The 14,421-nt window shown below is 47.6% G+C and carries 11 protein-coding genes; 9 read left to right on the top strand and 2 right to left on the bottom strand.

The annotated features are described in order from the left end of the window. Window positions 1-315 precede the first annotated feature (315 nt). Together pnp and HHX48_RS02570 are read left to right on the top strand one after the other, a co-directional pair. Complete coding sequence (gene pnp, locus HHX48_RS02575) at window positions 316-2,433, top strand: polyribonucleotide nucleotidyltransferase (protein WP_191022066.1); 2,118 nt, start codon at window positions 316-318, stop codon at window positions 2,431-2,433. Window positions 2,434-2,487: 54 nt separating this feature from the next. Then, entirely contained in the window at window positions 2,488-2,796 is a 309-nt protein-coding gene (locus HHX48_RS02570) for a DUF1244 domain-containing protein (RefSeq protein WP_191022065.1), read from the top strand. Window positions 2,797-2,805: 9 nt separating this feature from the next. Here the strand turns inward: HHX48_RS02570 and cdd are convergent, their stop codons facing one another. Next, a complete protein-coding gene (cdd, locus tag HHX48_RS02565) occupies window positions 2,806-3,213 on the bottom strand; it encodes a cytidine deaminase (protein ID WP_191022064.1) in 408 nt (135 codons plus the stop codon). A 171-nt stretch (window positions 3,214-3,384) separates the two neighbouring features. Between cdd and nlpI the strand changes: the two genes are divergently transcribed. After that, window positions 3,385-4,275 (top strand): lipoprotein NlpI, encoded by an 891-nt coding sequence (gene nlpI / locus HHX48_RS02560; RefSeq protein ID WP_191022063.1) that lies wholly within the window; start codon window positions 3,385-3,387, stop codon window positions 4,273-4,275. A gap of 11 nt (window positions 4,276-4,286) precedes the next feature. Continuing rightward, entirely contained in the window at window positions 4,287-5,732 is a 1,446-nt protein-coding gene (locus HHX48_RS02555) for a tetratricopeptide repeat protein (protein ID WP_191022062.1), read from the top strand. 16 nt (window positions 5,733-5,748) lie between these two features. Here the strand turns inward: HHX48_RS02555 and cysZ are convergent, their stop codons facing one another. After that, window positions 5,749-6,489: a sulfate transporter CysZ gene (gene cysZ / locus HHX48_RS02550; protein WP_191022061.1), complete on the bottom strand. Its 741-nt coding sequence runs from the start codon at window positions 6,487-6,489 to the stop codon at window positions 5,749-5,751. A 216-nt stretch (window positions 6,490-6,705) separates the two neighbouring features. Here cysZ and smc point away from each other — a divergent pair, with 216 nt between their 5' ends. The 5 genes from smc to HHX48_RS02525 all read left to right on the top strand — a co-directional run bounded on the left by smc (window position 6,706) and on the right by HHX48_RS02525 (window position 14,420). Beyond that, window positions 6,706-10,164, top strand: coding sequence for a chromosome segregation protein SMC (gene smc, locus HHX48_RS02545; protein ID WP_191022060.1), 3,459 nt, complete (start codon window positions 6,706-6,708; stop codon window positions 10,162-10,164). A gap of 20 nt (window positions 10,165-10,184) precedes the next feature. After that, window positions 10,185-11,423, top strand: coding sequence for a cell division protein ZipA (gene zipA / locus HHX48_RS02540; protein WP_191022059.1), 1,239 nt, complete (start codon window positions 10,185-10,187; stop codon window positions 11,421-11,423). A gap of 60 nt (window positions 11,424-11,483) precedes the next feature. Next, the gene (gene ligA, locus HHX48_RS02535) at window positions 11,484-13,523 is read left to right on the top strand and encodes an NAD-dependent DNA ligase LigA (RefSeq protein WP_191022058.1); all 2,040 of its coding nucleotides are present in this window, start codon (window positions 11,484-11,486) and stop codon (window positions 13,521-13,523) included. 205 nt (window positions 13,524-13,728) lie between these two features. Beyond that, window positions 13,729-14,196, top strand: coding sequence for a hypothetical protein (locus HHX48_RS02530; protein WP_191022057.1), 468 nt, complete (start codon window positions 13,729-13,731; stop codon window positions 14,194-14,196). Continuing rightward, entirely contained in the window at window positions 14,196-14,420 is a 225-nt protein-coding gene (locus HHX48_RS02525) for a helix-turn-helix transcriptional regulator (protein WP_191022056.1), read from the top strand. The genes HHX48_RS02530 and HHX48_RS02525 overlap by 1 nt, the downstream gene beginning before the upstream one ends. Window position 14,421: the final 1 nt, after the last annotated feature.

Here is a 14,421-nt window from a genome sequence, read left to right as displayed (position 1 = left end):
AAACCTCTATTACTATCATACGCTAAAATATGGCAATTTGATGAAAATACATACAATACCGATAGTTATTATCAAAATTGTAATCTCATGCACGCACAGGAGAGCAATCTGGCTTTCTGTCTGTTGACCGTGCTTGGCATTTTGTGTCGCCATTGATAGGGTAGCGACAGTTTTACAGCGCGCAGAATGAAACGCGAATGTACGTTTGGAATCGTCATTTAGCCATCTGTGGATGGTATTGATTTGATTTCAAAGCTATACTAGGCGCCGCGTTTAAAAGCGAAAAAATAGATACAGAGACATAAAGGACAAATAGTGACTCCTATTACAAAATCATTTCAGTATGGTCAGCATACTGTGACTCTGGAGACGGGTGTAATCGCTCGTCAGGCAACAGCTTCTGTTATGGCAAGTATGGATGACACATCTGTACTGGTAACAGTGGTTGGTAAAAAAGAAGCCAAAGCAGATCAGGATTTCTTCCCGCTAACTGTTAACTATCAGGAAAAAGCCTACGCAGCAGGTAAAATCCCGGGTGGTTTTTTCAAGCGTGAAGGACGTCCTTCAGAAGGTGAGACATTAATCGCGCGTTTGATAGATCGTCCGATTCGTCCGCTGTTCCCTGAGGGATTCAAAAACGAAGTACAGGTTGTTGTGACAGTTATGTCTGCCAACCCTGAAATTCCTACTGACGTTATTTCAATGATTGGTACGTCAGCCGCGCTGGCGATCTCCGGTATTCCGTTTAACGGGCCTATCGGCGCTGCCCGCGTTGGTTATACCAATGGTGAGTACATCTTAAATACCCGCGCTTCTGAACAAGAAGAGAGCGAGCTTGACCTGGTTGTTGCTGGTACACAAAGCGCAGTACTGATGGTTGAGTCAGAGGCAAACATGCTTTCTGAAGATGTTATGCTCGGTGCAGTCATGTTCGGACATGAGCAGCTACAAACTGTAGTTGATTCTGTGAATGCGTTTGCCTCAGAAGTCGGCACTGAGTCGTGGAACTGGCAGCCAGCTGAAGAAAACACGTCTTTAAAAGAGAAAGTTAAAGCCGCCGCACATGACGGCATGGTTCAGGCCTATCAGATTTCAGATAAGCTGGAACGTAAAGACGCAGTAAATGCTGTGACTGAGAAAGCGCTTGCCGATATTATCGCGCAGGATGAAGAGCAGGACCAAAAAGAAGTGCTGAATCTTCTGCACGATCTGGAAAGCGACGTAGTACGTTCTCGTATCCTTGCCGGTGAGCCACGTATAGATGGCCGTGATCCTGCGATGATTCGGGCACTGGACGTAGCAACAGGTGTACTGCCGCGTACACACGGTTCGGCGTTGTTTACCCGTGGTGAAACGCAGGCGCTGGTTGCAGCAACACTGGGTACAGAACGTGATGCGCAGATGATCGATGAGCTTCAGGGTAAACGTGACAGCCGCTTCATGCTGCACTACAACTTCCCTCCATATTGTGTCGGTGAAACGGGCATGATGGGCTCGCCTAAGCGCCGTGAAATTGGTCATGGCCGTTTGGCAAAACGTGGTATCCAGGCAGTAATGCCAAGTGAAGAAGACTTCCCGTACGTTGTGCGTGTAGTATCTGAAATCACTGAATCTAACGGTTCTTCGTCAATGGCGTCAGTTTGCGGTACGTCTTTGGCTCTGATGGATGCAGGTGTACCAATCAAATCGTCTGTAGCCGGTATTGCTATGGGTCTGGTTAAGAGCGATGAGAACTTCGTGGTACTTTCAGACATCCTGGGTGACGAAGATCATCTTGGTGATATGGACTTTAAAGTAGCGGGTACCACTGAAGGTATCACTGCGCTGCAAATGGATATCAAAATCGAAGGTATCACAAAAGAAATCATGCAGATCGCGCTGAAGCAAGCGAAAGAAGCTCGTCTGCATATTCTAAAAGTGATGGACGAAGCGATTTCCGGTCACCGTGATGAGCTTAGCGAATTTGCACCGCGCATCTATACCATGAAGATTGATCAGGACAAGATCCGTGATGTAATTGGTAAAGGTGGTGCGATGATTCGTCAGATTACTGAAGAATCAGACACGAACATCGAAATTGAAGACGATGGTACAATCAAGATCTTTGCTACCGAGCGTGCAAAGGCTGATATCGCTATCAGCAAGATTGAGCAGGTGACTGCAGAAATCGAAGTTGGCAAAACTTACCATGGTAAAATCACGCGTATCGTTGATTTCGGTGCCTTTGTCGAAGTACTACCTGGTAAAGAAGGGCTTGTTCACATTTCACAGATCGCTCACGAGCGTGTGAATAAAGTGACCGATTACCTGTCAGAAGGTCAGATGGTTGACGTGAAGGTGATGGAAATCGACCGTCAGAATCGTGTTCGTCTTAGCATCAAAGAGTTGCTGGAAAAACCTGCACCTAAAGAACAAAACGAGCAGGGCGAATAATTATTATCGCTGATTAAAAGGGGGCTGAGGCCTCCTTTTTTATTGGAGAAAAAAATGGAAAAACAAACGCAAACTGAAATTGAGGCGGCGACGTTCAGACGATTGCTTGATCACCTGGATGCCAACAAAGATGTCCAGAATATCGACTTGATGGTGTTAGCTGATTTTTGCCGTAATTGTCTGGCAAAATGGTATGTAGCTGAAGCCCAGGCGCGGGGCGAAACGCTGGAGTATGAAGCTGCACGCGAAATTATCTATAAGATGCCCTACGCCGAGTGGAAAGAACATTATCAGCTGCCTGCTACCGAGCAACAATTAGATGCCTTAAATGCCCGCCAGCAGAAAAAATCTGCCAGCGAGTAACATCATTTTCTAGCTTGCCAGTGCTGTATCGCGAAATGCGAAAGGTAACAATTCGCCGATGGTGACCTGATGTAAACTTCCGGTCCTGGTCACCATATAAACGGGCGTATCATCGTCAGCAAATTCAGCAATTTTCTGACGACAGCCGCCGCAGGGAAAGCACGCATCATCATTGGGGCTGGCGATGACGATGGCGTCTATTGCTTTATCACCGCTGGTTATCATTGCGCCTATTGCGGTTGCCTCTGCACACTGTCCCAGAGGATACGCCGCATTTTCCACATTGCAGCCGGCAAAAATATTTCCGTTTTTACTAAGGACAGCTGCACCCACTTTGAATCCGGAGTAGGGCGAATGTGAGTGTGTCTGAGCGTCGTAGGCACTTTCTACGAGTTTTTGAATAATTTTATTGTCCATATTATTCCTGCAAAAACATCGATAAGCTTTACTTTTCAGGGCAAATGGGCGAAGGTTGCGCCAGTCATTTCCATCAGGGAAGCGGCTTTCATTTTATGATTGGTTGCTCCCGGGTAAAGCATAATGTCGTTATGCGATATACCTGTTTACTAAAGTGATGCCATTTTTAACATGCACAAACTGATAAGTCTCATTCTTTTTTTATTCACTGCCATAACAGTGGCTGGTTGCGCGCAGACTCCTCAACCCGAATCGCGCGGCCAGATGGGCAACTTGTTGCTTGCTGAACCGGTTCCTGTCAGTCCTCGCTCACAAATGGCGATTCTTCGTTATAACCAGATTCTCGACAGTAGCGATCTGAGTGATGAAGAACGTGCCGAATTGACGTATCAGCGCGGCATGTTATATGACAGCGTCGGTTTAGGTGGCCTGGCACAGTTTGACTATAGTCAGGCATTACAGCTTAAACCGGATATGGCACAGGCGTATAACTCAATTGGTATTCATTTTATTCAGCAAGATGAATACATTCAGGCCTATGAAGCTTTTGACTCAACATTGGATATTAATCCTGACTATGATTTTGCATTTTTAAACCGTGGCATTGCTCTTTATTACGGTGATCGCTCAGATCTTGCGGTTAAAGATCTTAAAACATTCTATCTCAAGGAGCCTTCTGACCCGTTTCGCGCGCTATGGCTCTATTTCGCTATGGCGAAGGTGAATGAACAGGACGCACAGGATTATCTCAAAAGCATACGTTCAGATTTGACTGCCGGCCACTGGGCAATCGGTCTCATTGATTTGTATACCGGTAGCGTGCAGGAAGAGCAGCTCCTCAGTTCGCTAATCGAGGGGGTATCAAACCAGCGGGAACTGACGGAAAGATTATGCGAGGCATACTTTTACCTGGGTAAATATCATAGCGAAAAGCAAAATCAGGGTGTGGCGGCAAATTATTTCAAACTTGCGCTCAGTACCAATGTCCATGACTATGTCGAACATCGCTACGCTCGCAAAGAACTAAAGCGGCTTCGTGATCCTGCCACTGAAGTTCAGTAAACACTTTTACTATGCGTGGGTTAATCATTGCCTTGCTGGCACTTGTGCTGGTCGCAGGTGACAGCAGTTTTCATCTTCCTCAGTTACTGAATAACGCCAGTCATGCCAAAAAGCCCGAACCGCTTTTGTGGCAAGCCTCGCTATTGGGTAGCGAAAAAGCCCGGCAACGATTAGTGTCGCTGGCCGCTGCTGATAAAAACGCATTCTGGCTTGAAAAGCTGGTGAGCTTGCGTCAGCCTGAAGCGGCGTGGGCGCTATATCAGTTGGATAAGGATGCAACCAATAGTGAGCGTTTATTGCGCCTGGCAGCGCGCGGGGGCGTTGCCGACGCACAGCTTGCCTACGCCATGACCAGCGACGACATGGCAGTCAGGGAGAACTGGCTTATTCGGGCTGCTGAACAACACCACGCACCAGCACAGGCCGCGCTGGCGGATTTGTATCTGCTTAATCAATCTGTTGATAAAGCCAGACCGTGGCTGGAGAAAACCGCCGATGCCTATCCGCAAAGTGCTTTTCAACTAGGTCGGATGTTGTTTGAGGAAGGGGACATGAAAGGTGGCATGAAGTTGTTGCAACGCGCAGCCATTAATCACCATGCCATGGCCAAACGCTTATTGGAGATCATTCAGGATTATCAGGTACAAACGCCTCAGGCAGTGACGTTCACACCCTGGACGCAAAAGCAGCAGTGTGCCCAGAAAATTCAGATGTTCGCGACATCGTTGTCCAGTATTGAACGTGCCAGTCAGCTTTACGAGGCGTTTATAACCGACGAACGTCTTCAATCATTACCTGTTTGCCTGCAAAAACCCATTTGGTTAAGCCAGGATAGCGTTAGATGCGCGTCTGACTGGAAGCAAACAGGTCGTATGGGCTGCGATATCCGTCAATTGGAGAAGCCGGTCGAAAGTACTCGCGCAACACACATCATAATGATAGGCGATGCGGGCAAAGCGAATGTCCATAATGGAATTATGTATCTGGATTTATCAGACAGTTATTCGGTCCTGGTGCATGAACTGGCACATTTTGCTGGTTTTGTGGATGAGTATCCTCTACCGCTTGATACTGCACAGCAGTATTGCGACGGCGCAAAAGCCCCCAATCTGATTGTGGATGGGAAAATTACCTATAAACCTTTGGCCACGCTTGACCAGTGGCAGGCGTTAAATAAAACCGTCGCTATCGGGGCGTCGAAGTCCTGCAGCTCGGTGGCCGTCAATGCTTATAAACCAAGTCGTCAGATAACGTTTATGGAGCACCATGACAGTGGTGTAATTCCTGATATATATCTTGAGCTGTGGAAAAAACAACTGCTTTCTCCTGAAGCACAACGGCCCGTGTTTATGAACTTTTTCCAGCACTTTCATTACGCGGGTGACCAGCAGCGCGCTGGAAAGTGGCTTGATCGTTACAACGCGTTTAACGCGCAAGCCACCAGGCAGGCTGAGTAGGGCATTTGTCCATTTTTTAGCGCACGACTTCTTCGCGTAATTCATTGACCCACATCGCTGTTGCCCCGCAAATTGCGACAGGCATCACTATAAAATTCACCACGGGTATCAATGAGAAGATGTTGACCATCATACCAAATGTCATTGCTCGTCCTTTATGCTGACTAAGGTGGAGTCGCATTCTGTTAAATGGCACTTTGTGATTGTCATAAGGATAATCGCAATACACAATGGCCTGCATCCAGGCTGAAAAAAGAAACCAGATAATTTGACCCACGATCGGTACGAAAAGAAAAATAAGAAAAAATAACGCTGCTCTGGGTAGATACCAGATGAATTTGGAAAACTCTCTGCCCAGCGTTCGGGGCACATCTTTTATCAGGCTCAGCACACCTTCATCGCCCATATCCTGACCCGTCAGATGGCGCTCTACTTTTTCAGCGAGAATGCCATTAAAGGGAGCGGCTATCCAATTAGCCAGGGTGCCAAAAATTAATGCAAATACCAGCAGCACGGAAATGACAGCAACGGGCCAAAGCAGATAAACCAATGCCTCCTGGATCCAACCAAGCCATTCAGGTATAAGGTTGATCAAATACGCAATGCCCATTTCTATCTGACCGAATAAAAAGTAAAACGCTGTTGCAAAAAGTAATAGGTTTACGGCCATCGGAATAAAGACAAAGCGTTTAAGGCCTTTTGTCCGAATAAGAGAAAAGCCACTGGTGAAATACGCAACACCGCTTCTTGCTATCATTTTTGCTCCTGTCAGAAAGGGTAAAATGATAGTATACATGAAGCTATCCCCTTAGTTTCAAATGCGAATTGTTACAGCCTGTGAGTTCTGCTAAAGTTTTGCGCATAATAATAATTCCAATATGCCACTTCCCATACGGTGCGTATGAACACCCGGACATCTGGATGATAAGTTACGTGACTGGTCTGCATACATTTTTGGCTGGAGAGCCTGTTTGTGCGCCTGACTAAAATCAAACTGGCCGGCTTCAAGTCGTTTGTTGAACCAACCACTATTCCTTTTCCCGGGGAGATGACGGCGATCGTTGGTCCCAATGGTTGCGGCAAGTCCAATGTCATTGATGCTGTCAGATGGGTATTAGGAGAAAGTTCAGCCAAAAACCTTCGCGGCGATGCAATGACAGACGTCATTTTTAACGGTTCCTCGAGCCGAAAGCCTGTGGGTCAGTGTTCAGTTGAGCTTATCTTTGATAATAGCCAGGCCAGAGTCGGGGGCGAGTATGCCCGCTACAATGAACTTGCCATTAAGCGGTTAGTTACCCGAGAGGCGCAGTCCACCTACTTTTTAAATGGTACCCGTTGTCGTCGTAAAGATGTTACCGATATTTTTCTGGGCACCGGACTTGGGCCAAGAAGTTACGCCATCATCGAACAGGGGATGATATCCAGACTGATAGAATCCAAGCCGCAGGAGCTTCGAATCTTTTTGGAAGAAGCCGCGGGGGTGTCAAAATATAAAGAACGCAGACGAGAAACCGAGAATCGTATCCGTCATACCCGCGAAAATCTTGAGCGCTTGGATGATGTTCGCGGGGAGTTGGGCCGACAACTGGAAAAGCTACAACGTCAGGCTGCTGCTGCTCAGCGCTATAAAGCGCTGAAAGCCAGACAGCGTCAGTATAAAGCTGAGCTTACTGCAATTCGCTGGCTTGCTCATGATGAAAAAATAGCCAGGCTTACAGAGCGCCAGCACAGTGAGCAGCGGGAGCTCGACAGTTTAGAAGCTAAGCTCAGAGGCGATGAGGCCGGGCTGATCCGCTACATTGAAAAAGCACAGGATCAAAAAGATACGCTGGATGATCTGCGGCAAAAGTCATTCGCACTAGCTAACGATATTACCCGCCTCGAACAAAATGCACTACATAGTAAACAGCGCACCGAGCAGATTAATGCTGAAATTGATGATCTTCACACACAACAGGACCTTGTTACAGCGTCAGCCGCTGAAGCGCAACGTGCTCATGAAAGCGCCCGCGCGCAGGTTGAGACGCTTGAGCCACAATGTTTAACCGCCAGTGCACAACTCGAGCAGTGTGAGGAATCACTTGAACTGGCCCAAAGTGAGATGGACAGTTTTTCTGAAAAGACCCGTACTCACGATAGTCAGTACAACGAAGCCCGGCACGCAGTACAGCGGTCTCACGCGCAGATCCAATCGGCACTGTCCATGCAATTACGTACCAGCCAGCGTATCAGTGAACTTAAGGCCGAGGTACAGGAAATAAGTCGACAGTCCGACAGCGAAACGATCACGGAGTTGACCAGCGCGATTTCGACATTGAAAGGCGATATCGACGTCATGGCGCAGACCTGTGACCAAAATCATCGCGAGCTTGATATTCGTGTCACCGAACTGGAAAAACTGGAACAATCATACCGTAGTGCAGATCAGCAAAACCAGATTCTGACATCAAAACTCGCCGCGCTGGAAACGCTGCAGGAAGATAGTCTGGAAGACATTGACAGTGCACTGGTTACACCCTTATGGCAAACGCTTACTGTGCCGGCTTCTTTGGAAACGGCAGTGGAGAGCGTACTACGCTTTTTGCATCAGCCAGTACAGTTTAATGATACAAACAATGTTGAGCCCGGGCTAATCGCGGGCGGCCATCTCGCCATTACGCAAACGGTTGGGACAGAAAAAGACATTACTCCGGGAACACTGGCGCACGCCTTATTTAAAGACGAACCGGTGCCGGTTTATTTTAATCAGATTTATCTTTGCAGCGATCTGGATGAAGCCTTAAGCCGGGCCCCCGCAATGCAGGATAAAGACTTGCTGTTAAGTCGTGATGGTTTCGTTGTTGCGAAGGGCTGGATATTCACACCAGGTGATAATGCCGCAGACGGGGCAGTTCGCCGGCAGAATCAGATTGCGACGCTCAGCGCGTCGCTGAAGAAAAACCGTGAAAAGGTCGACGCGCTTGAGCAGCAGCGTGACGCTGCCAGACAGAACGTGTCCGATGCTCGACAAGCTTATGAGGACAGTAAACAGGCGCTACAGCAAAAGCGGCTGGCGCATGATTCGGCCTCTGAACGTAAGGCAATGGCGGTGAAGCTTTATGAGCGGCACCAGAGTGAACTGACACGCAAACAGGATGAGCTTGAAGCACAGCTTGAAACTGAAGCACAGGAAACTGCCCAGTTAGCACAATTGTCAGCGTCGCTCGAAGAGCAGGAGGCAATTCTCAGTGAACTGTCTGAACAATCTGAAACATTAACGACAGAAAAGGAAAGACTGTCCGCCAGCGTTTCTTCCCAGCGCACGATGCTTTCGCAATACCAGAATCAGCGCCATCAGCTTGAGTTGGCGCTCAGTCAGCAGCAGCATGCAGTAGAACGTTATGCTGAGCAGGTTACGCGTAACCAGGCGCAGTTGGAAAGTTACGCGGCACGTATTAATAAGTTAAATGAAGAGCTGCAAAAACTTTCCTCTCCGGCACAGGAGCAGCAGCACGAGCTACAGTTATTGTTAGCGCAACGCGACGCTGTTGAGACTGAAATTCTGCAGACAAGCACGACGCTCAACGAACTTGAGTCAATTATTGACGAGGGAAAAAAGGACACGCAATCCATTGCAGCATCGATCGCCAGCAGGCAGCAGTCGATTGATAGTCTGACAGTTGATATTGAAAGCACCCGCGCCCGGGGTGATGCAATACTGGAACAAATGAATGGCACAGGTTATTCACTGAAACCAGTGTTGGCATCGTTGGACAACAATGCCAGCGACAGCGAATGGCAGAAAATGCTGGAGGATACCGAAAAAGCCATTACCCGTCTGGGTGCGGTAAATCTTGCGGCAGTCGAGGAGTTTGAGGCGCAGTCCACGCGTAAGGCGCACCTGGATGAACAATACGCAGATCTTAATGATGCCCTTGAAACACTGGTTGCGGCAATCAGGAAGATAGATAAAGAAACACGGGACAGGTTTGCAGAGACTTTTAACAGAGTCAATAAAGATGTCCAGACGCTATTCCCCAAAGTATTTGGAGGGGGCTCGGCATATCTTGAACTCACTGACGACGATTTGCTTGAAACCGGGGTGACCATCATGGCACGGCCACCGGGTAAGAAAAATAGCACAATTCATCTATTAAGCGGTGGAGAAAAAGCACTAACCGCTTTATCATTGGTGTTTGCAATTTTCCGGCTGAATCCGGCACCTTTTTGTTTACTTGACGAAGTGGATGCGCCGTTAGATGATGCCAATGTGGGGCGTTTTTGTAACTTAGTGTCAGAAATGTCGCAGACAGTACAGTTTATATATATCACCCATAATAAGATTGCTATGGAAATGGCGACGCACCTGACTGGCGTTACGATGGCTGAGCCCGGCGTATCACGTATGGTCGCGGTTGATGTCGACGAAGCCATGGCATTTGTAGAATCATAACAAAGGGCGACTTAATTAAGATGGAAGATGAATTACGTCTGTCGTTACTGGTAGTAGGCACCCTGATCATTTTAGGCGTGCTTGCCCACGGTATATGGAAAATCAGAAAAAGTAATAAGCCTGATTCCCGTGAGCGTGTCGAGCCAGGGGAATGGGATAATAGCGCACGTCACCGGCAGGAGCCTGGCTTTGAGCACGATGGATGGGATACGCCTGACGATGACAATGACGGTCCGTCCAACGACTTTGATGACCTTGGGTTAGGTAAAGTCCGCGTAGTCAGTGCCAGTCGCGATGCGGTTTCCAAACACGGTGGTAAGGAAACATCTAAACCCGCTTCATCTGATAAACAAAACAGCGACTCAGCAAATTCTGACACTCATGAATCTTCCCGTGAATCGCTGACCAGTGCCCCGGAAGAGAAGCTTTACGGGTCGGTGGTTTCCAATCCTAAACCGCATATGGCAGGCAGCCATGCGAGTGCTCATGAAACCGATGAAGCCAGAGACGCTATTCCCGAACCGCCCGGGTTTTTATTAAAAGGCACGGATCGCGTCGTCAAAGCCGATCCTCAGCCTGATGACAATGTGCCCTCGTTCAGTCTTGATAGCCCTGCGGCTCAGGAAAGTCAGCCAGAAGACACCGACAGCACCGACCGATTTATGAAAAAACGCCGCAGTCGGGCACCATCGAAGCAGCGTCAGGAGCCTGGTTTTGGCGATGATCAGATGCGTATTGATTTCGATGAGCCTGCTTCGCAGCCAGATCACACTCATGCAAGCAGTGACACAGGCGATACAAGAGGTCATTCAACGTCATCTTCGTCTGCTCAGGAAGTGCTGATTCTGAATGTGAAAGCGGCTGAGGATAACGAAATTTCCGGTGCAGCATTATTACCTCTGCTTTTGACCCTTGGCTTTAAGTTCGGTGATCAGGATATTTTTCACCGACATGTAAATTCCAATGGGAAGGGGCCCGTGCTGTTTAGTCTGGCCAATATGTTTAAACCGGGGAGCTTTGATATCGATAATCTGGAAACCTTTTCGACCAAGGGTGTGTCACTGTTTATGATTCTGCCGATTGAAGGCGATGCACACCAGGTATTTAATATGATGCATAATGCCGCTCGCAAAATAGCCGATGAGTTTGATGCTCAGGTGCTTGATGGACGACGCAGTGTGCTGAGCAAACAAGGTTTGCAACAATATATCGAAAAAATCAGAGACTTCGAGCGGCGCCGAATCGTTTCACGGGCATAACTTTTCTCGGCCATCCTTTCCGGATGGCCTTTTTCTTTATAAAGCGATAAATCTAATACTATGGCAGATAACTCTTCTCATCCTGAGCAGGAAATCGAACAGCTTAAACAGCGCATACGGCAATACAATCATGAATACTACGTGTTGGATACGCCAAGCGTCCCGGATGCTCAATATGACAGGCTTATGCAGCGGCTTATTGCACTGGAAACTGAACATCCAGCATTAAAAACGACCGACTCGCCCAGCCAGAAGGTGGGCGGTGCCCCATTGTCTGCTTTTGAGCAGGTAGCCCATGAAGTGCCGATGCTGTCGTTAGATAATGCCTTTGATGATGAGGCGTTGCTGGCGTTTGAAAAGCGAATAAAAGACCGGCTTAAAGACAGTGAGTCGATTGCTTTTAGCTGTGAGCCAAAGCTTGACGGGCTGGCGGTAAGTTTGCTTTATGAAGAGGGCGAACTTGTCAGAGCTGCGACCCGCGGCGATGGTCAGGTGGGTGAGAACATTACTCAGAATGTAAAGACGATTGCGAATATACCCCTGCGGTTGAATGCAGATGATATTCCACGCAGGGTGGAGATCCGCGGCGAAGTCTTTATGCCAAAAGCAGGGTTTGAAAAACTTAACCAAAGGCAAAAAGCGCAAGGTGCGAAAGTTTTTGCCAACCCGAGAAATGCGGCTGCAGGCAGCTTAAGGCAATTGGACTCTAAAATTACAGCCAAACGTCCATTGATGTTCTATACCTATTCACTGGGCTTAGTGACGCCGGACGATTTCGCATTACCTGATACGCACAGCGAACGTCTGGCTTTGGTTGCTTCCTGGGGCATGCCTCTGTGTCCTGAAGTAGACACTGCCACGGATGGTAAGGGCTGCCTGGCGTATTATCAGAAAATCCTCAGCATGCGTGAATCCTTAGCCTATGATATTGATGGCGTTGTGTTTAAGGTTAACAATATTGCCAGGCAACAACGGTTAGGGTTTGTTGCCAAAGCGCCAAGATGGGCAATTGCGCAGAAGTTTCCTGCCCAGGAAGAAGTAACCGTTTTGGAAGATGTTGAATTTCAGGTCGGACGCACTGGTGCTATCACGCCCGTAGCGAGGCTGAAACCGGTTTATGTGGGTGGCGTAACGGTATCGAATGCGACCTTACACAACCAGGATGAGATCACACGCTTAGGGGTAAAAATTAAAGACCACGTTACCATTCGCCGCGCGGGTGATGTGATACCGCAGGTTGTATCAGTAATACTCGATGAGCGTCCTGATGATGCCAAAGATATAGAATTTCCGGCTACCTGCCCGGTCTGTGATTCAAATATTGAAAAGCTCGATGATGAGGCGGTAGCAAGGTGTACAGGAGGTTTAATCTGTGGCGCGCAGAGAAAGCAGGCGTTAAAGCACTTCGCATCACGTAAAGCATTGGATATAGATGGACTAGGCGATAAACTTATCGAGCAACTGGTGGATGCCGATATGGTGAAAAGCCCTGCAGATTTTTTCCGGTTGGATATGTCACGTCTTATTGGCCTTGAGCGTATGGCGGAAAAATCCGCTGCAAATTTGCTGTCGTCACTGGAAGCATCAAAGCAAACCACTTTGCCTAAGTTTTTGTTTGCGTTAGGCATTCGTGAGGTTGGTGAGTCCACTGCGAATAATCTCGCAATGCATTTCAAAACCCTTGAAAAGGTCATACAGGCAGATGTAGAGGCGCTACAGGAAGTCAACGATATTGGTAGTATTGTTGCACAGCACATTTTTAATTTTTTCAATGAGCCGCATAATCGCGAAATTGTTGATGCATTGCTTGATGAGGGCGTTTACTGGCCTGAAATAGAGCAGCCAGCGGGTGAACAGCCACTAGCCGGTCAAACCTGTGTGCTAACGGGCTCATTAACACAAATGACGCGTAGTGAGGCGAAATCTCTATTACAGCAGCTTGGTGCTAAGGTTGCAGGTTCAGTTTCTGCAAATACTGATTTTCTGGTTGCAGGCGAAAAAGCCGGTTCCAAATTATCCAAGGCACAGGACCTGGGGCTTGATATCTGGGATGAAGAAAAGCTTATTGCATCGCTTCGTCAGTTCGGTGTTTATACGTAGTCGCCTTTCATCAGTGCAATTTATATGCTGGCCTGATGCAGGTCAGCATTATGCAACACACTTTTACCCATTCACCTAACCGGATAATCCAAATATAAATTCATTTTTCTGATCACATATATTTACATTTAATGTATAAAATTTTTAACATTGTGTTTGTTTTATATTACTCTTGGTTAAACATATAAAACATTGGAATGGACAGATGTTTTCTTTCAGAGAAAAAAGTTTGTGGGTGTCGCTGTTAGTGACAGTAATAATTGCCTCAATTTATGCCGATAATATTTATCATGCGCTGATCGCGGGTGATGCTGTCAGACCACAAGAGAGTGCAGCATTGATTCTCCGTGTTGTTGTTAGCTTTATCATTATTGAGGTTGTGTTGCATCTTGCGCTGGCGATGGACAATCAGCGCGGTGCCGGTGAAAAAGAAGATGAGCGAGAACGTGGTTATCGGCTGGTAGGTACAAACGCCGCTTACTGGGTACTAGCTATTGGTGTAATAAGCTGCATCGTACAGCAAGTGATAAATCATTATACGCCAATGGAGTCCTCCTCGGCTTTCATTCGCTACGCACTGGCGCCCATCGAACTAAAACTGCTGACCATTTTTTGGATTGCGGAAATGGTGAGGTTTACCACAGAACTCTATTTATATCGTGCACAAAGCTGATGACGGGTACTTTTCAGATAGCCAACAAAATCAGGACGCTGCGCTTTATGGCAGATGAGATGACGCAGCAAGCATTGGCTGAGCGGGTAGGGGTGACTCGTCAGACCATCATGGCAATTGAAAAAGGGAAGTATTCTCCATCATTGGAGGTCGCATTTAAAATTGCACGCGTATTCGGCAAACCGCTTGAAGAGGTATTTCAGTATAAAGAGGCTAGCAGATAAA

Source organism: Salinimonas profundi, assembly GCF_014750655.1.
GTDB classification, from domain to species: Bacteria; Pseudomonadota; Gammaproteobacteria; order Enterobacterales; family Alteromonadaceae; genus Alteromonas; species Alteromonas profundi_A.
Note: the sequence above shows the minus strand (reverse complement) of the source record. Positions and strands in the feature narration are given on the sequence as shown.